Below are 19811 nucleotides of genomic sequence, written 5' to 3'. Positions count from 1 at the left end.
ACGAAAACATGACCCTATTTTGCGAACAAGTCCCCTACCCCCGCCTTGCCGAAGCATTCGGCACGCCGCTTTATGTGTACAGCCAATCCGCGCTGACCGAAGCATTTGAAAACTATCAAACTGCCTTTGCCGAGCTCTCCCCGCTCGTCTGCTATGCGGTTAAAGCCAATGGCAACCTAAGCATCATCAAACACTTTGCTTCTTTGGGGAGCGGTTTTGACATTGTGTCCGGCGGCGAATTGGCACGCGTTTTGGCGGCTGGCGGTGATGCGGCGAAAACGATTTTTTCCGGCGTAGGCAAAAGCGAGGCGGAAATCGAGTTTGCCCTGAATGCGGGCGTGAAATGCTTCAATATGGAAAGCATTCCCGAAATCGACCGTATTCAAAAAGTTGCCGCGCGTTTGGGTAAAACCGCGCCCGTCTCCCTGCGCGTCAACCCCGATGTCGATGCCAAAACCCATCCCTACATCTCCACAGGTCTGAAAGCCAACAAATTCGGCATCGCCTACGCCGACGCGCTCGAAGCCTACCGCCACGCCGCACAACAGCCCAATTTGAAAATCATCGGCATCGACTGCCATATCGGTTCTCAACTGACCGACTTAAGCCCGCTTATCGAAGCCTGCGAACGCATTTTAATTCTGGTTGACGCACTTGCCGCCGAAGGCATTGTTTTGGAACATTTGGACTTAGGCGGCGGCGTCGGCATTGTTTACCAAGACGAAAATGTGCCCGACTTGGGCGCGTATGCCCGGGCGGTTCAAAAACTGATGGGGACACGCCGTCTGAAACTCATTCTTGAGCCCGGCCGCAGCTTGGTCGGCAACGCAGGCGCGTTGCTGACGCGCGTCGAGTTTGTCAAACACGGCGAAGAGAAAAACTTCGTCATGGTCGATGCGGCGATGAACGATTTAATGCGCCCGGCCCTATACGATGCCTACCACCACATCGAAGCGGTTGAAACCAAAAACATCGCGCCGCTGACCGCCAACATCGTCGGCCCGATTTGTGAAACCGGCGACTTCCTCGGCAAAGACCGCACCATCGCCTGCGAAGAAGGGGATTTGCTGCTTATCCGCAGCGCCGGTGCGTATGGCTCAAGCATGGCGAGCAACTACAACACGCGCAACCGTGCGGCGGAAGTATTGGTTGACGGCAACGAATACCGACTCATCCGCCGACGCGAAACCTTAGAACAGCAAATGGCAAACGAACTCGCCTGCCTGCAAGCCGAACATCAAAATGCCGTCTGAAGCAGTTCAGACGGCATTTTTAACGCTCTAAAGGCTTACTCGTTCGGCAGCCTTAACAGGGAAAGCAGCAGCCCTCCCCAGATTATCACGATTGAGACAATCATCATCACAATGGCGGAAGTACTCATTTTTCGTCTCCTTGTTCATGTTCGTGTTCGTCTTTGACGTTGAAATCCTGACCGTGTTTCCAAGGCAGCAACGACAGCAGCAGCCCGAACACGACCAACGCCGCCGACATCCCCCAGCCGAAAATACTGAGGAAACCATCCGGATAACCTTCGTAATTTTTCTCCATCAGGCCGCTGGTATCTTTAAACAGCATATAGCCGAGCATTACGACGGTAACCACGACGCAGACCGTCCACAAGCCGCCGATGCGGATGGAGGACAAGGCATTCAGGTGCCTGCGTAATTCCGGCAGCCTGCCGCTGATGATGATGGCGGCAACATAAACAAAGCCGGCGGCAACAATGCCGTAGGTGTTGACGAATTTGTCCATCACGTCCAAAACCGGCAGCCCCGTCGCCGTACCGAACAGCAGCGTGGAAACAATGCCCATCGGAATGCAGACCAGCAGCGTGGCGTTGACGCGCCCGATGTTCAGCTTGTCCTGAATCGCCGCCACAATCACTTCAAGGATGGAAATCATCGACGTAACGCCGGCGAACACCAGCGAACCGAAAAACAATATGCCGATCAGCCAGCCCATCGGTGCCTGGTTGATAATGGTCGGAAAGGCGATAAACGCCAAACCGATGCCGCCGGAGGCAACCTCGTTGACCGCCTTACCGCCCGCCTGCGCCATAAAGCCCAATGCGGCAAACACGCCGATACCCGCGAGCAGTTCAAAGCTGCTGTTGGCAAAACCGACCACCAAGCCCGTGCCGCCCAAATCCGTTTTCTTCTTCAAGTAAGAAGAATAGGTAACCATAATGCCGAAGCAGATGGAAAGCGAAAAGAAAATCTGCCCGTATGCCGCCACCCAGACCTTGGAATCGGCGAGTTTCGACCAGTCGGGCGTAAACAATGCGTCCAAGCCCTTTGCCGCGCCCGGCAGCGTCAGCGAAATGCCGACCATAATCAAAAACATCACCAAAAGCAGCGGCATAAAGAACGACGAGGCGCGCGCCACGCCCTTTTGCACGCCCAAAGCCATAATGGCGGCGGTAAAAACCCACACGCCCGCCAAAGGACCGGCGACTTTGCCGACAAAATCCAAACCCAAGGCTTCCGGGCCCGCCATTTGCAGGAAGTCCTTAAAGAAAAAACCCTGCGGATCCGCACCCCAGGCAGCGTTGACCGAATAATAGGTATAGCTTGCCGCCCAACCGATAATCACTGCGTAATAGATGCAGATGACGATATTGGTCATCACGTTCCACCAGCCGACCGGCTCAAACCAGCGTCCGAGGCGGCGGAAAGCCAAGGGCGCAGAACCCCGGTAACGGTGGCCGATGGCATAATCGAGCAGCAGCAGCGGAATGCCCGCCGTCAGAAGCGCGACCAGATAGGGCAGGATGAACGCGCCGCCGCCGTTTTCAAAAGCAATATAGGGGAAACGCCAAATATTGCCCAAGCCGACGGCGGATCCGATGGCGGCAATCATAAACGCGCGGCGCGTGCCGAATGTGGCGCGTTCTTTCGTTTTGGAATCAGACACGTTGATACCTCTTGAGTTATTTATTAAAAACAAGCCGTTGTAGGCAAACATATATAGAAACAGCGTCTGACAGGGATAATGTCTTCTGAAAAAACAAACCGGCTTGTGACCGATTGTTTACAATCTATGTGCTTATCGTAAAAAAATTTAACGCTGATGGCAAGCGGTGAAGGTTTGAAAACGAAAAATTTTAGGGGCTGTACTAGATTAGCCCTAAATTCCACACCAATCCCGCAGGATTTTAAGCTGTTGAGACGGTGTGCCGAAGTTAAATCGAAATTCGCATTCTTTCAAGAACAGCGGGAAAAATTTACGATCGATTCCGTTGTATTTTCGCAAGACGCGTTTTGCCTGATTCCAAAAATTCTCAATGCCGTTAATGTGGTTCTGACGGTCTGCAAACTCCTTGGAATGGTTGATGCGGTAATGGATAAAACCGCTCACGTCCAACTTGTCGCCGCTGCTCAGACTATCGGTATAAACAATGCTGTCCGGCATGATTTTCTTCTTGATGACAGGGAGTAACGTTTCAGACTTGGCATTGTTTACGACAACGGTATAGACCCGTCCGTTGCGTTTCAGAATGCCGAAGACAACCACTTTTCCTGCCGCACCGCGACCACGTCTGCCTTTACGCCGTCCGCCGAAATCGCTTTCGTCCGGCTCGACAGGGCCCTCAAAAACCTCATCGGCAGCCAAGGCCAAATGATGGTTGATAACCGTGCGGATTTTACGGTAGAACAGTACTGCCGAATTGGGATGGATACCCAAAATATCGGCGGCAGAACGGGCGGTAACTTCGAGTACAAAAAAACGGATCAGTTCTTTCTGTACTTTTTTCTTTAATTTGCAGTGCGTTATCTTCATATTTCGAGGGTAACATATCTGCTAATCTAGTACAGCCCCTTAAATTTAGTCCACTATAAAAAACGGCGGAAATAAATTTTTTCCGCCTCACTTGAATTTGCCCGCACACACCCTAATTTTGCCGACTTATACGGGCAGCCGCCTGACGGCTGTCCGGTTTCCACTTCAATCTGTCCGAACCGTTCGGGCAGATGATTGTTTTCAAAACATTTATCGGAGCATAAATATGACCATCCGTCCTTTACACGACCGCGTCGTCGTCAAACGCTTGGAAGCTGAAGAGAAAACCGCATCGGGCATCGTTTTGCCGGGTGCGGCCGCCGAAAAACCCGATATGGGCGAAGTGATCGCCGTGGGTGCGGGCAAAATCGGTAAAGACGGCGCGCGCCGTCCGCTGGATGTCAAAGTCGGCGACAAAATCATCTTCGGCAAATACAGCGGCCAAACCGTAAAAGCCGACGGCGAAGAGCTGTTGGTAATGCGCGAAGAAGATATTTTCGGCATCGTTGAAAAATAAATACGGACACGATGCCGTCTGAAACGGCAAACCGCCTTCAGACGGCATAAACGGTTTTATCAGACAGTTTTAATGATTTTTGGAGAATTGAAATGGCAGCAAAAGACGTACAATTCGGCAATGAAGTCCGCCAAAAAATGGTAAACGGCGTGAACATTTTGGCAAACGCCGTGCGCGTAACCTTGGGTCCCAAAGGCCGCAACGTGGTGGTTGACCGCGCTTTCGGCGGCCCGCACATCACCAAAGACGGCGTAACCGTCGCCAAAGAAATCGAACTGAAAGACAAGTTTGAAAATATGGGCGCGCAAATGGTGAAAGAAGTCGCGTCCAAAACCAACGACGTGGCGGGCGACGGTACGACTACCGCCACCGTATTGGCGCAATCCATCGTTGCCGAAGGTATGAAATACGTTACCGCCGGTATGAACCCGACCGACCTGAAACGCGGTATCGACAAAGCCGTTGCCGCTTTGGTTGACGAGCTGAAAAACATCGCCAAACCTTGCGACACTTCCAAAGAAATCGCCCAAGTCGGCTCGATTTCCGCCAACTCCGACGAACAAGTCGGCGCGATTATCGCCGAAGCGATGGAAAAAGTCGGCAAAGAAGGCGTGATTACCGTTGAAGACGGCAAATCTTTGGAAAACGAGCTGGACGTAGTTGAAGGTATGCAGTTCGATCGCGGCTACCTGTCCCCTTACTTCATCAACGACGCGGAAAAACAAATTGCCGGTTTGGACAGCCCGTTTGTATTGCTGTTCGACAAAAAAATCAGCAACATCCGCGACCTGCTGCCTGTTTTGGAACAAGTGGCCAAAGCCAGCCGTCCGCTCTTGATTATCGCTGAAGACGTAGAAGGCGAAGCCTTGGCGACTTTGGTGGTGAACAACATCCGAGGCATCCTGAAAACCGTTGCCGTTAAAGCCCCTGGCTTCGGCGACCGCCGCAAAGCGATGCTGCAAGACATCGCCATCCTGACCGGCGGCGTGGTGATTTCCGAAGAAGTCGGCCTGTCTCTGGAAAAAGCGACTTTGGAAGACTTGGGTCAAGCCAAACGCATCGAAATCGGTAAAGAAAACACCACCATCATCGACGGCTTTGGCGACGCAGCCCAAATCGAAGCGCGTGTTGCCGAAATCCGCCAACAAATCGAAACCGCAACCAGCGATTACGACAAAGAAAAACTGCAAGAGCGCGTGGCTAAATTGGCAGGCGGCGTGGCAGTCATCAAAGTCGGTGCCGCTACCGAAGTCGAAATGAAAGAGAAAAAAGACCGCGTGGAAGACGCGCTGCACGCTACCCGCGCAGCCGTTGAAGAAGGCGTGGTTGCAGGCGGCGGCGTAGCCCTGTTGCGTGCCCGTGCTGCTTTGGAAAACCTGCACACCGGCAATGCCGACCAAGACGCAGGCGTACAAATCGTCTTGCGTGCCGTTGAGTCTCCGCTGCGCCAAATCGTTGCCAACGCAGGCGGCGAACCCAGCGTAGTCGTGAACAAAGTGTTGGAAGGCAAAGGCAACTACGGTTACAACGCTGGCAGCGGCGAATACGGCGACATGATCGAAATGGGCGTACTCGACCCCGCCAAAGTAACCCGTTCCGCGCTGCAACACGCCGCATCTATCGCCGGCTTGATGCTGACCACTGATTGCATGATCGCTGAAATCCCCGAAGACAAACCGGCTGTGCCTGATATGGGCGGCATGGGTGGTATGGGCGGCATGATGTAAGCAATGCCGTCTGAAGCCTTCAGACAACAAGCCGCACGGTCAACGCCGTGCGGTTTTTTTGCGAATAAGTGCGGCTAAGGCGCAAACCTTAAAATTGCCAACACCGTTCTTTGCATTGTTATTTTTTGATACGCGCGCTTTTGTTTTATTTCCCGCCATCCCAAAAACGAAGAGCGGCAGGAATTTATCGGAAAAACAGCAACCTTTCCGCCGTCATTCCCGCGAAAGCGGGAATCTAGGTCTGTCGGTGCGGAAACGTATCGGATAAAACGGTTTCTTCAGATTTTACGTTCTGGATTCCCACTTTCGTGGGAATGACGTGGTGCAGGTTTCTGTGCGGATAGCTTCGTCATTCCCGCGCAGGCGGGAATCCAGGTTCGTTGAGTTTCAGTCATTTCCGATAAATTCTTGCAGCTTTGCGTTTCTAGATTCCCACTTCCGTGGGAATGACGGAGAGTCGCGGGAATGACGGAGAGTTGCGGGAATGACGGAGAGTTGCGGGATTGGGCTTGGTACAAGCCTGAAAGGGGGCGGCGGTGCGACCGTAAAAAATGCCGTCTGAAACCCAAATCATCGGGTTTCAGACGGCATTGGCACATCAGGAGCTTAGAACTTCGCTTCGATGGTGAAATTGTAGCTCCTGCCCGGCGAGGTAAAGCGTTGGATGCCGGCGTGGGTTTTGTTGTCAACGCGGTTGACTGTGCCGAATTCGCGGATGCTGCGTAAAGATTCCCAAGTGTAGTACTGCTTGTTGGTAATGTTGTACGCGGCGGCGCGGAGCGTAACCTGTTTGCCGATGTTGAGGTAGGCGGAAAGGTCGAACAGCGTATAGGCCTTGCTGTGTTTGGCATAAGGCCACGGGTTGTTCAAATCGTCGTTGCTGTGGACGGTGTCGGACGGCTTTTTGGCGGCGGTGCGCGTGGCGTAGGCGTTGATGCCCCAGCGTTTGGAAGGCGCGTCATAGCCCAGGCTGTAAACCGCCGTCCACGGCGAAAGCGCGTTGATGGGCGTTTCTTTGCCGTTGTTTTGCGTTGCCTTGCCCTTGATGTAGCTGACGTTGAGGCCGGTGTGCAGCCCTTTGGGCAGCCCGATGCTGTCGAGGTTCCAAGTGCCGTTAAACTCTATGCCTTTCACCCAGGCGGCGGTGCGGTTTTGGTTTTGCCAAACGGGCGAGCTGACCAATGCCGTACCGTCTGAAAGCGGGGCGTAGGTGGGCTTGTTAGGGTTGTCTGACGAAACGCCCATATACGTCAATTCGATAAAGTCGCGGTATTTGGTTTTGAAGCCCGAGAGCTTGAAGTTGCCCGCTTTGCCGCTGCCCGCCAGACCCAATTCCCAGTTTTTGGCTTTTTCGGCTTTCAGGTTTGGGTTGGCTTTCAGGTAGAAATCGGGGTGTGGGAACAGTAGCCAAGTTTCGTCCGAAGTCGGTGCGCGGAAGCCGGTGCTGTATTTTGCCAACAAGTGCAGATGCTTGGTAAACCGCCAGTCGAACCCCGTGCCGTAGCTGAAGCCCGCGTGCGCGCGTTCCGAACCCAAATGGGGAATCTGCCCCCGGATGGCGGTGGTGTATTTCGGATCGTCTTTCGCGCTGCTGCTGTTTTTGTCGTAGCGTATGCCCGCATTCAGGCGGAAGCGGTCGTTGCCGCCCAAGTGAAACGCATTGTTCCAATAGGCAAATTTATATTTCGACCGGTTTTCGATCAGCATTGTGATTTTGGCTTGGTTGGAAGCGAGGATTTTGGGGGCGTACAGTTTTGCGAAATAGCTGTAATCCGAGTTGGCATTGTCCCCTCTGCCGCCGCCCAAGCCGTATTGCGCCGCCCAAACGGCTTTGGAAAAGTCGAGTTGTTTTTCAAAATCGGCAGTCCATTGCGCGGTGTTTTGGCGGATATGCCGGAACGAATGGTAAACCTCGCCGTTGATGCCGCGCAAATCGTAATTTTTCGGGATGTCCCAAGTCCAAGTGTTCATATCGATGCGCTGCTTGTCGTAGCGCAGCTTGAGGCTGTCCCACGGGCCGTGTTCCAATTCGTTTTTGTATTCGACGCCGGAGCGGCGGCGGTAGCTCACGTCTTGGCGGTGGCGGTAGTCGCCCGTTGCGGGAGAGTAAATTGTACCTGTCCACAAATTAGACAGCTCGTTGGTAAAACGGTCGGTGCGGGAGTCTTCAAAAATCCAGCCGATGCGGTTGCGGTCGTTGAAATTGTAGCCCAGCTTGAACAAGGTGCTTTTGTTTACCCATTCTTGCGGGTCGGGTTGGGAGCGCGCAACCCCTGTGGCTACGTAGGTCTGGTACTTGCTGAATGATTGGGTTGGGCTGAAAACATATCCCTTGTTTTCAATTTTGACATCGCCCTCGGTCGAGCGGTTTTTGGTTTCTTTGCCGAAGCGGCGGGTATAAACCAATAAGGCATCCAAACCAAAGAGCCTGCCGGCGGCGGTGATGCTGCTGAACTTTTGGCTGTTTTTGCCGACGCTGCCGCCCTTTATCCCCAAATGGTAGGGCTTGTCTTCGGAAACATAATCGCTTGCGGATTTGGTTTGGTAATTGACTGCGCCGCCCAATGCGCCGCTGCCGGATTTGAGCGAGTCCGCGCCTTTGGTGATGGTTACTTCGGAAAAGTTTTCCGGCTCGGAAGTGTTGCGGTTGGCGTTGAAGTTGCCGTACGCGCCGAACAATTCTTGGAAGGCTTCGGAAGAGCGGCTTTCCGCCTGCGCCAGCCCGTCAACGTTGATGGCGACGCGGTCTTTGTCCACGCCGCGTATGGTAAAGCCGTTAGAACCCGCCCTGCCGCCTTCGACGACGGAAATGCCGGGGTCGTAGCGCACCAGGTCGTGTTCGTCGTTGACCAAGAGCTTGTCTAAGGTTTTGCGGCGGATTTTTTCTTCGCCGAGTTTTTGGGTTTTGTGCGTGCCGGTAACGGTGATTTCGTTCAGCGTTTGGGCGGACTGCGGCGCGGGGTCTGCCGCAAAGGCGGGAAACGCTTGGGCGATGGCGGCGGCAGCCAATACGGGTTTGAAGGGGATGGACATAAGAAACCTTTGTAGGGATGAGATGGTTTATTGTTTAGTAAGGTGTTCGGTATCTCGATTGGCGGTTTCATCAAGTTTTTTTACATAACTCACACCGCCGAATACGGTATCGAGGGAGCGGTCGTCTTTAAAAGTGATTTTGCCGCCTATGCTGGTTTCAGTGTTGCCGTAGCTGCCGTTGAATTTTCCAAAAAACTTGCCTTCCAAGTTGCCGGTTTTGCCGCCGGAGGTGGCATTGCCGGAAAAGCTCGGACCGCTGATCGTTGCGTTTTCAATTTTCACACTCGGTCCGTAATCGCTGTTGCCGCGGATTTCGCCTGCCAGTTTGTTGCTGTTGAAATTGGCGGTGATAAAGGAAAGGACGGGGGTGTTGGTGTAGCCGGTAAAAGAGCTGCCTTTGGGCGGCGTATAAGAGGAGGTAACAAATTGCCCGTCTTTGACGCGGATGCCCCAAACCTGATAAGTGATTTTGCCTTTGCCTTGGGTTTCGGGCGTGCTGCTGCCGTAATAACTGCTTGATGTCGGTGTTTTGCCGACGGGGAAGCCGCCGGCGAAGAGGTCGATTTCGCCGTTGGGACCTATCCATGCCCCGAATTTCATATAATCTTGTTTGGTAATTTCCGCTTCTCTGGTTGCCCCGGAGTCGCTGCAGCAGATAAAGATGCGGCTGCCGTCTGCAAGCCGCTGCCCTGCGTGGCGGTCGGGAATTTTGAAATCGGGGGAGGAGTAGCTGGGGACGATGGGGTCGGCGTAGGATGAAAGGGTGTATTGCGCGCCGCCGGGTGTTTTGAAGATGAATGATTTTTCTTGTGATTCAACACCGAAATAGTTTTTTGTAACCGCCCGCTCTTGAATGGAAATGACGGATGTGCTTCCGGTGCTGGTGGTGTTGATGTTTTCGATTTTGCCGTTATCGCTTGATAACGTTACCTCGCCTTTGGGCAGCGGCGTGGCGGTGGGGATGGACACGGGGACGTGCGGTTCGGCTACCCCCCCCGGCACAGGCGGCAAGGGCAGCGACAAGCGGCAGTAAGGACAGGGCTTTGTATTTCATCGCATACTCAATCTTGATGATGTGTTAATAATAGTTTTGATTATCAGTTTAAATGTTATATGATGTCAACTGGTTTTGTGGGTCGGTGCAAAAATCGGTATAGTGGATTAACAAAAACCAGTACGGCGTTGCCTCGCCTTAGCTCAAAGAGAACGATTCTCTAAGGTGCTCAAGCACCAAGTGAATCGGTTCCGTACTATTTGTACTGTCTGCGGCTCCGTCGCCTTGTCCTGATTTTTGTTAATCCACTATAAAGACCGTCGGGCATCTGCAGCCGTCATTCCCGCGCAGGCGGGAATCTAGTCTGTTCGGTTTCAGTTATTTTCGATAAATGCCTGTTGCTTTTCATTTCTAGATTCCCACTTTCGTGGGAATGACGGTTCAGTTGCTACGGTTACTGTCAGGTTTCGGTTATGTTGGAATTTCGGGAAACTTATGAATCGTCATTCCCGCGCAGGCGGGAATCTAGAACGTGGAATCTAAAGAAACCGTTTTACCCGATAAGTTTCCGCACCGACAGACCTAGATTCCCACTTTCGTGGGAATGACGGGATGTAGGTTCGTAGGAATGACGTGGTGCAGGTTTCCGTGCGGATGGATTCGTCATTCCCGCGCAGGCGGGAATCCAGACCTTAAGGCAGCGGCAATATTCAAAGATTATCTGAAAGTCTGAGATTCTAGATTCCCACTTTCGTGGGAATGACGGTTCAGTTGCTACGGTTACTGTCAGGTTTCGGTTATGTTGGAATTTCGGGAAACTTATGAATCGTCATTCCCGCGCAGGCGGGAATCTGGAATTTCAATGCCTCAAGAATTTATCGGAAAAAACCAAAACCCTTCCGTCATCATTCCCGCAAAAGCGGGAATCTAGAAATGAAAAGCAACAGGAATTTATCGGAAATGACCGAAACTGAACGGACTGGATTCCCGCTTTTGCGGGAATGACGGCGACAGGGTTGCTGTTATAGTGGATGAACAAAAACCGGTACGGCGTTGTCTCGCCTTAGCTCGAAGAGAACGATTCTCTAAGGTGCTGAAGCACCAAGTGAATCGGTTCCGTACTATCTGTACTGTCTGCGGCTTCGTCGCCTTGTCCTGATTTTTGTTAATCCACTATAAATGTGAAATCCGCCCTTTGAAAATCGGGCGGCGGTTTTTTGCCTGCCCGCTTTCAGACGGTAAAGCCGGTTTTCACGGGTTTCTGCCTGTTTTTCGGATGGTTTGACGTGCTTCGGCGGCGTGTTTGCCAGAAAGGTAAATGACAGGGTATGTTGTATTTCAGATACGGTTTTTTGGTTGTTTGGTGTGCGGCAGGTGTTTCTGCCGCCTATGGGGCGGATGCGCCCGCGATTTTGGATGACAAGGCATTGTTGCAGGTGCAGCGGTCGGTGTCGGATAAGTGGGCGGAATCGGATTGGAAAGTTGACAATGATGCCCCGCGCGTGGTTGACGGGGATTTTTTGTTGGCGCATCCGAAAATGTTGGAACATAGTTTGCGCGACGTGCTCAACGGCAATCAGGCGGATTTGATCGCTTCGTTGGCGGATTTGTATGCCAAGCTGCCGGATTATGACGCGGTTTTGTACGGCAGGGCGCGGGCTTTGCTGGCGAAATTGGCGGGAAGGCCGGCGGAGGCGGTGGCGCGGTATCGGGAACTGCACGGGGAAAATGCGGCAGACGAGCGGATTTTGCTGGATTTGGCGGCGGCGGAGTTTGACGATTTCCGGCTGAAGTCGGCAGAAAGGCATTTTGCCGAGGCGGAAAAATTGGATTTGCCGGCGCCGGTTTTGGAAAATGTGGGGCGTTTTCGGAAAAAAGCGGAGGGGCTGACGGGCTGGCGTTTTTCGGGCGGCATCAGTCCGGCGGTCAATAGAAATGCCAATAATGCCGCGCCGCAGTATTGCCGGCAAAACGGAGGCCGGCAGATATGCAGTGTCAGCCGGGCGGAGCGGGCGGCAGGCTTGAATTATGAAATCGAGGCGGAAAAACTGACGGCGTTGGCAGATAATCATTATTTGTTGTTCCGTTCCAATATCGGCGGCACGAGCTATTATTTCAGTAAAAAATCAGCTTATGACGACGGGTTCGGCAGAGCGTATTTGGGTTGGCAGTATAAAAATGCACGGCAGACGGCGGGGATTTTGCCGTTTTATCAGGTGCAGTTGTCGGGCAGCGACGGCTTTGATGCGAAAACAAAACGGGTAAACAACCGCCGCCTGCCGCCGTATATGCTGGCGCACGGAGTCGGCGTGCAGTTGTCCCATACTTACCGCCCAAACCCGGGATGGCAATTTTCGGTCGCGCTGGAACATTACCGCCAACGCTACCGCGAACAGGATAGGGCGGAATACAATAACGGTCGGCAGGACGGGTTTTATGTTTCGTCGGCAAAACGTTTGGGCGAATCGGCAACTGTGTTCGGCGGCTGGCAGTTTGTGCGGTTTGTGCCGAAACGCGAAACGGTGGGCGGCGCGGTCAATAATGCCGCCTACCGGCGCAACGGTGTTTATGCCGGCTGGGCGCAGGAGTGGCGGCAGTTGGGCGGTTTGAACAGTCGGGTTTCCGCGTCTTATGCCCGCCGCAACTATAAGGGCGTTGCGGCTTTCTCGACAGAGGCGCAACGCAACCGCGAATGGAATGTCTCGCTGGCTTTGAGCCACGACAAGTTGTCGTACAAAGGTATCGTGCCCGCGTTGAATTATCGTTTCGGCAGGACGGAAAGTAATGTGCCGTATGCGAAACGCCGCAACAGCGAGGTGTTTGTGTCGGCGGATTGGCGGTTTTGAATGGTGGGATAATGCCGTCCGAACTTTGGAAACAGGTTCGGACGGCATTTTTGCGCGTTCAGGCAAGGGCGGCGGCAAATACGCCGCGCAAGGCGTTGGAGAGGCGGATTTCTTCGGCTTCTTGCAGTGTTTTTTGTGTGATGTGTGTTTCGATTACTTGATTTGTTTGCAAATATTTTTGCGGTTCGTCCAACACGGCTTGGCGCATTATGCCGTTTAAAATGTCTAAATCTAAAGAGGGCGTGAGCCATTGTCCGCGATGTTTGACGAACACGTTGCTTCTGCCGCCTTCGAGCAGGATGCCGTCTGAATTGAAAAACAGGCTGTCGAACGCGCCTTGTGTTTCGGCGGTTTGCCACGCTTGGTCGAAGACGGTGCGGCAGGTGGTTTTGAAGCGGCGCAGGTAGTTTTGTGCGGGCAGGATGGTCGGCGAAATGATGACGCGTTGTTTGTCGGTCAGACGGTTTAAAACGGCGCGGGACAGGCTGATGCCGTCTGAAGCGAGCAGGGCTTTGATGCGGAACGCGCCGTCGGGCAAGCGTGCGATGTATTGTTTGATTTGATTTTCGCAACCGTCGGGCAGGGGCAGGTTGAGGGCTTGGGCGGAGGTTTTCAGACGGCATAGGTGGCGGTCGAGCAGGGCGCAGCGTCCGTTTTCCACGCGCAGGGTTTCAAAAATGCCGAAGTCGGGGCGCAATTCGTTGAGGAAACGGGCTTTCCAGCCGCATTCCCGATATTCGGCGGCAGGGTCGCTGTCGATGACGATGCCGGAACCGACACCGTACACGCCTTGATAAATGCCGTCTGAAAGCGGCGTGAGCGACAAGGTGCGGATAACGACGTTGAACGTGCCTTCAAACCCCAAGCCGCCGGAACACGGGTTCAAATAGCCGATGCTGCCCGTATAAAGTCCGCGCGCTTCGGCTTCGAGCGATTCGATAATCTGCATACTCATTTTTTTGGGCGCGCCGGTGATGCTGCCGCAGGGGAAGGCGGCGCGGAGGATGTCGGCGAACGAGGTGTGCGGCAAGGCTTGGGCTTGGATGGTGCTGGTCATCTGCCAAACGCTGCCGAAACGCGATACTTTAAACGGTTCGGGTACGCATACTGTGCCGGTTTGGGCGATTTTGCCGAGGTCGTTACGCAGCAAATCGACAATCATCACGTTTTCGGCGCGGTTTTTCGGGTCTGCTTGCAACTCGGCGGCGCGGCGTTCGTCTTGTCCGTCGCCCAAAATCGGCGCGGTGCCTTTCATCGGTTCGGTGCTGATGGTGCCGTCCGAACCGATTTTGAGGAAGAGTTCGGGCGAGAAACACAGCGTCCACGCGGATTGCCCTTGTGCATCGGGCAGGTGGGACAAAACGGCATAGGGGACGGGCTGGCGCAGGCGTTGGTAAAGTTTGACGGGATTGCCGTAGGCTTGCAGGTGCAGGCGGGTAGTGTAGTTGATTTGATAGGTGTCGCCGCGTCGGATGGCTTCGTGGATTTGGCGGATATGGTCGAGGTAATCGGCTTCGGATACGGAGGATTGCGGCGTGGAAATGCCGGCGGGGAGGCCGTCTGAGTGTCGGGCAAGCCAGCTTGCGGCATCGGTGTCGGCGCAGTCGGCAAACCAGTGCAGGGCAAGGTTGCCGCCGCGTTCGGACTCGACCCCCGTCAGCGGCAAACCGAATCCGTAGTCTGCAAACAACACGGCATGCAGCCCTTTTTGCCAGCCCGATTGCAGCGCGCCGTCCAAAGCATCGAGTTCTTCGGGACGGAAAAAACGGCTTTCCACATGATTTTGATAGCGTTTTGCGCGACCGCTTACGGCATCGTCAAACAGGGCGAAATAGGGCATGGCAATTCGGGGCAAATGTTTTGATTATACGCTCTTTTTACACATATTTTCAGACGATTCGGCAAATATCGGCAAAATGTAATTTTATGTAGAGAAAGTGGGGGCGAGGGTGTAAAATTGTGAAAATGGATTTTCATCGTATTTCCTTTTCGGTTTAAACCCCGCCCTTTAGGGCGGTAGAATCAGACTTTATTTGGGAGGGGCGTAACCCCTTCCAAATCAGGGCAACACATAGGGCGACGCTTTATGTGTCGTCCTGTGTGTTGAAACATTTCCAACCTGAAATACAATAAGGAGACCTTTATGGCAGACCACCAGCTGCAACCGTTTGAAAGTGTGGAATTGGGCGAAAAGCAAGATCAGCTCCAAGTATAGTGGATTAACAAAAACCAGTACGGCGTTGTCTCGCCTTAGCTCAAAGAGAACGATTCTCTAAGGTGCTGAAGCACCAAGTGAATCGGTTCCGTACTATTTGTACTGTCTGCGGCTTCGTCGTCTTGTCCTGATTTTTGTTAATCCGCTATAAAGACCGTCGGGCATCTGCAGCCGTCATTCCCGCGCAGGCGGGAATCTAGGTCTGTTCGGTTTCAGTTATTTCCGATAAATGCCTGTTGCTTTTCATTTCTAGATTCCCACTTCCGTGGGAATGACGGTTCAGTTGCTACGGTTACTGTCAGGTTTCGGTTATGTTGGAATTTCGGGAAACTTATGAATCGTCATTCCCGCGCAGGCGGGAATCTAGGTCTGTTCGATTTCAGTTATTTCCGATAAATGCCTGTTGCTTTTCATTTCTAGATTCCCACTTCCGTGGGAATGACGGTTCAGTTGCTACGGTTACTGTCAGGTTTCGGTTATGTTGGAATTTCGGGAAACTTATGAATCGTCATTCCCGCGCAGGCGGGAATCTAGACCTTAGAACAACAGCAATATTCAAAGATTATCTGAAAGTCCGAGATTCTAGATTCCCGCTTTCGCGGGAATGACGGGATGTAGGTTTTCTTAACCCTGCGTCCTAGATTCCCGCTTTCGCGGGAATGACGGAAAGTGGCGGGAATGACGGTTCGGGCATTCCTTAAATCACCCGTGTATCGCTGTAAATCTTAGAGATGGCGGAATATAGCGGATTAACAAAAACCAGTACGGCGTTGCCTCGCCTTAGCTCAAAGAGAACGATTCTCTAAGGTGCTGAAGCACCAAGTGAATCGGTTCCGTACTACCTGTACTGTCTGCGGCTTCGCCGCCTTGTCCTAATTTTTGTTAATCCGCTATACATCTGATTGATGCCGAATCTTTGGAAGAAGTCTTGAAACAATAGAAGCAGGCAATTGGAATAGGGTCTTCTTTTCATAAGAAACAGCCGCAAAGACCGTGATCTTTGCGGCTGTCTGCTTCCTGTCCGTCAGAACCGGTAGCCTACGCCGACTCGTCCGCTGTGGTTGCCGTACTGTTTGGAACCGGCGTAGCTGTAACGTGCCAAGCCGTTCCAGCCGTTGCCGAATTCGACATCCGCGCCCAGACCGGCAACCAGGCGGGTGTGCGGCATATTGCGTGCCCCCGTCTTGCCGGTTGCTGCAGTCGCGCCGGTAAAGCCGCCCGTTACCGTGTAGTCGCGTCCGTTCAGGTCGCGTTCCACGCCCGCCGTTGCAAACAGGACGGCTTTATCGCTCAAGGGTTGCGACAGCTTCAGACCCGCGAGTCCGACCAGTGTGCCTTCAGTGATGCTGTTGCCGCTCCAGCCCAAAGCACTGCCTTTTTCGGCGAATGCATCCTGTTTGAGCAGGTCGTAGCGCAGACCGCCTTCGACCGTCAAATCTCCCGTTGCGGCAAACGGAACGTTGACACCGCCCAGTGCGCCCAGCTGCATCAGCGTGCCGTTGACGCTGCCTTCCGCATGTTCGTCCGCACCGGTGCTGCGGCTGATGCTGTTTTTGTAGCGTCCGTAGGAGAACAGGCCTTTGAGATAGCCGATATCGCCCGCATCGTGCCGTATGCCTGCAAACAGACTAATGCTGTCGGTTTTTGCATTTGCACTGTTTTCGCTCCATGTGCTGTGTCCCATGCCCAGTGTGGCGGCTGCTGTCGTATTTTCGCCGGTTTTCGCGGCAATGCCGACGGTTTGGGTACTGCCGCGCATTTTGCCTTCAACACCGCCCTGTTCCCACGTTCCACCGTCCTGTTGGGTTTGCGCGATGACGCGCAGACCCGTAGCGTTGTGGTCCAACCCGTCCGATACGGCTTTCAGGCGGCGTCCCTGCATATCGGCATGGGCGGCGGTACTGTCGGCATAGACGGTAGCGGCGAGATTGTTGAAGATGCGTACACCGTCGGCGGCATTCGCATGCTGTACGGCTGCCGCTGCGCGGAAAGTTGCGCCGTAGGGGCGGATGCCCGGCATATCTGTGCGGTCGGCGGCCGCAGTTTCAACCGTCTCGGGTGTTGCGGATGATTCGGAGGCATCCAGTTCGACCATCAGGTTTTCCAGATTGCTGCCGCCCTGTTCTACGGCGTGTTTCAGACCGGCGGGCGCGGAATGTGCCGCTGCCGAAGCAGTCCGTGCCGCATTGCCGCGACGGACATAATAGGACAGCGTGTCGCCTTCACTACCCGCTGTTTTTTCGACGCTGTCGAGGGAAGCCAGCAGACCGCCGTCGGTTTCGATGTTTGTGAAGAAAGAATAATCCCGCCCGATTTTGGCGGCACTCAGGAAGGGAACACGTTGTCCGGTACGGTTGAGATAGCCTGCCCCCTTACCGCCTGCCGACATGTACAGCTTGCCGCCGGTCATCGCCGTACCGTCCACTTTCAGCAGTTTGCCCAAACGTGTGTACAGCGTACCTTCGCCGCCCAGCTGCAGATCGCCTTTGATGTGCACGGTTTCGTTTGCGCCGGATCGGTCGGTATCTGCCAGATAGACAATGCCGTCGCTGTTCAGGCTACCGCCGGATGCCGCCCCGTTATAAATCAGCGCACCTTTGGTTTCGACGTGCATATCCGATTTGTTGTTGCCGTACAACACCAGCGAACCGCCTTCGATAACGGTTTTGCCCGTATAGGTGTTGTTGCCGTGCAGTTGCAGTTGGCTGCCGCCTTTTTTGATCAGGCCGCCCGTGCCTGAAATGTCGTTACGGAAGGAGTAGGCAATATCGGATGTACCTTTCGTATCGGCGGTAAAGTCGCCGAACGGAAAGGACGCGGGTCCGTTCATGGCCTTACCCGTATCCAGCAGTCCCCAGCCGAACTTGCTGTCCACGCCGACTGCACCGATGTCCTGAGCCGTTGTCAGCAGCGTGGTACGCAGGTTGTCGTTGCTCATCCACGGGTATTTCTGCAGCAGCAGAGCCGCCGTGCCGGTTACGATGGGTGCGGAAAAGGATGTTCCGGCAATTTGAATCGGGTTTGTACGGGTGAAACGGACGCTTGCTTCATAGGGTGCCGACAGGCACCACATGGCAGTAATTCCGCAATGGTTGGAGCCATTGAACTTTTCTCCACTGCGGTCTACGCCTGCAACTGTGATAATGCCTTTTTGAGCGTCTTTTTCATAAAATGGCAATAGGGTCAGTGTGTTGGGCTGAGCTTGTGCGTCATTGCTTGCCGAAAAAATGAAAAGCATGTTTTTATTACGGATGTGGTAGGACAAGTTGCCGTAATCGCTCTGTTGCATCAGGCGGATACCCTCGTCTGTTTTATCACCGCCGGAATAGGCGAGCAACGCTTGGCGGTACTGCTCCTCCGAATTGGCTATTTGGAAATGGTCGGCAGTGCCTGCCCTCGATGTTGTTCCAAAACTGTTATTGACGATGCGCACGCCACGTTCGCCCAGCTTGACCCATGCATTGCGGATGGCTGCAGACATTATTTCGTTCTTGGTTCCATCATGCGTATTCATTATGTGTAGCGTCGCATCGGGCGCAATACCGCCTGCAGGTCTGCCGTCCACGGAACGCCCGCCAATAATATGGGAGACCACATCGATGTGTCCGATTTCTTTTACGTGGCGGATATCCGTCGGCTTTGCTTCAGTCTCTATAACGGCCTCATCGTCGAAAGAAGCTTCAATGTCTTTACCGTCTCCGTCTTCAGGCGCTTCCTTCCGCATATACGCCGTATAGTTTTTGTAATTTTCGTTATAGCCGTGTTCTTTTCTGCCATACAGTTCGGGAAAGGATATGCTGCCGACGGATTCGCCTGTGTCGACGATACCTACCTCTACCCCGCGTCCTGTATAGCCTGCTTCAATTGCAGGTTTGAGGTTGATCAAATTCTTGTATGCGTCATTTGGGTTTGTAAAGTCTCCGGTATGCAGATTCGGGGGGGGCATTGATTTTGGCATCCCTGTCTGTAACCGCAACGTCATCCCGACCGGCACAGAGCATGCTTCTGTCTTTGCACATTTCGTTCTTGATACCGGCGTAAGATATTGCTGCTGATTTCGCTGTTGTTGCCCTGCTGTTGCTGCCGATACCGGTGCCGCCTGCATTGAAGTCGGGCGCAGAAGTGCCGCCTCCGCCGCCGCCTAAGCAGGCAGAAAGTGTTGTTGCAACAGCTAACGCCATGGCAGCCGGTTTGAAAGTTTTTGTAGGGAAGGTTGGGGTCGTTCGCATGATGAGGTCTCCTTGAATCTGACAATAGAATTCAGGCGAGGGAATAAAAATTCCGTAATGTTTAGATGTAACCCGTTTTTATATTTTGAATTATATTATTATAGGGGTTGTCTTGGACAACTAGGATAAACTCGATTTTACTAATTGTTTTAAAATGGAAATTTGAACTTTCGACAAATAGCTCAATGAGTTTATTTTGTTTATACCGGCTTAGACGGCTTTTTCTCATAGGGATAATTCTAACTTAATTTGAATTTCCCTAGTTATAGTGGATGAACAAAAACCAGTACGGCGTTGCCTCGCCTTAGCTCAAAGAGAACGATTCTTTAACAAGTGAATCGGTTCCGTACTATCTGTACTGTCTGCGGCTTCGTCGCCTTGTCCTGATTTTTGTTAATCCGCTATAAAGACCGTCGGGCATCTGCAGCCGTCATTCCCGCGCAGGCGGGAATCTAGTCTGTTCGGTTTCA

Annotated in this window: 9 protein-coding genes and 2 pseudogenes; 4 read left to right on the top strand and 7 right to left on the bottom strand. The window is 53.2% G+C overall.

Features of this window, described 5'->3' with window-relative positions; translation table 11 throughout:
- Positions 1 to 8: 8 nt before the first annotated feature.
- Positions 9 to 1253, top strand: coding sequence for a diaminopimelate decarboxylase (lysA, locus tag IUJ45_RS05295; RefSeq protein ID WP_002246478.1), 1245 nt, complete (start codon positions 9 to 11; stop codon positions 1251 to 1253).
- 35 nt (positions 1254 to 1288) lie between these two features.
- Here the strand turns inward: lysA and IUJ45_RS05290 are convergent, their stop codons facing one another.
- From IUJ45_RS05290 to IUJ45_RS05280, 3 genes are all read right to left on the bottom strand, one after another.
- Positions 1289 to 1381 carry a methionine/alanine import family NSS transporter small subunit gene (locus IUJ45_RS05290; protein WP_002233157.1) on the bottom strand — a complete coding sequence of 31 codons (93 nt, stop codon included), beginning with the start codon at positions 1379 to 1381 and terminating at the stop codon, positions 1289 to 1291.
- The gene (locus tag IUJ45_RS05285; protein ID WP_002246477.1) at positions 1378 to 2913 is read right to left on the bottom strand and encodes a sodium-dependent transporter; all 1536 of its coding nucleotides are present in this window, start codon (positions 2911 to 2913) and stop codon (positions 1378 to 1380) included. Before IUJ45_RS05285 ends, IUJ45_RS05290 begins: the two co-directional genes overlap by 4 nt.
- Positions 2914 to 3126: 213 nt before the next feature.
- Positions 3127 to 3780 (bottom strand): IS1595 family transposase, encoded by a 654-nt coding sequence (locus tag IUJ45_RS05280; protein ID WP_105182920.1) that lies wholly within the window; start codon positions 3778 to 3780, stop codon positions 3127 to 3129.
- A 226-nt stretch (positions 3781 to 4006) separates the two neighbouring features.
- Here IUJ45_RS05280 and IUJ45_RS05275 point away from each other — a divergent pair, with 226 nt between their 5' ends.
- Positions 4007 to 4297 (top strand): co-chaperone GroES, encoded by a 291-nt coding sequence (locus IUJ45_RS05275; RefSeq protein WP_002214868.1) that lies wholly within the window; start codon positions 4007 to 4009, stop codon positions 4295 to 4297.
- 92 nt (positions 4298 to 4389) lie between these two features.
- The gene (groL, locus tag IUJ45_RS05270; RefSeq protein ID WP_002247135.1) at positions 4390 to 6024 is read left to right on the top strand and encodes a chaperonin GroEL; all 1635 of its coding nucleotides are present in this window, start codon (positions 4390 to 4392) and stop codon (positions 6022 to 6024) included.
- Positions 6025 to 6630: 606 nt separating this feature from the next.
- On the opposite strand, the gene hupB is transcribed toward groL, so the two are convergent.
- Complete coding sequence (gene hupB, locus IUJ45_RS05265; protein ID WP_002247099.1) at positions 6631 to 9057, bottom strand: haemoglobin-haptoglobin-utilization protein HupB; 2427 nt, start codon at positions 9055 to 9057, stop codon at positions 6631 to 6633.
- A 27-nt stretch (positions 9058 to 9084) separates the two neighbouring features.
- Positions 9085 to 10111 (bottom strand): annotated as a pseudogene (locus IUJ45_RS05260) (Slam-dependent surface lipoprotein).
- A 1268-nt stretch (positions 10112 to 11379) separates the two neighbouring features.
- Here IUJ45_RS05260 and IUJ45_RS05255 point away from each other — a divergent pair.
- Positions 11380 to 12897 (top strand): surface lipoprotein assembly modifier, encoded by a 1518-nt coding sequence (locus tag IUJ45_RS05255; RefSeq protein WP_002246473.1) that lies wholly within the window; start codon positions 11380 to 11382, stop codon positions 12895 to 12897.
- A gap of 58 nt (positions 12898 to 12955) precedes the next feature.
- On the opposite strand, the gene IUJ45_RS05250 is transcribed toward IUJ45_RS05255, so the two are convergent.
- The gene (locus IUJ45_RS05250) at positions 12956 to 14737 is read right to left on the bottom strand and encodes a bifunctional chorismate-binding protein/class IV aminotransferase (protein WP_002246472.1); all 1782 of its coding nucleotides are present in this window, start codon (positions 14735 to 14737) and stop codon (positions 12956 to 12958) included.
- 1399 nt (positions 14738 to 16136) lie between these two features.
- Positions 16137 to 19341: pseudogene (nalP, locus tag IUJ45_RS05245) on the bottom strand (serine endopeptidase autotransporter NalP).
- Between the last annotated feature and the right edge of the window lie 470 nt (positions 19342 to 19811).

Source organism: Neisseria meningitidis (genome assembly GCF_022869645.1).
Classification (GTDB): Bacteria; Pseudomonadota; Gammaproteobacteria; order Burkholderiales; family Neisseriaceae; genus Neisseria; species Neisseria meningitidis.
The sequence above is the reverse complement of the archived record's forward strand: the minus strand, read 5'-3'. Positions and strand labels throughout refer to the sequence as shown.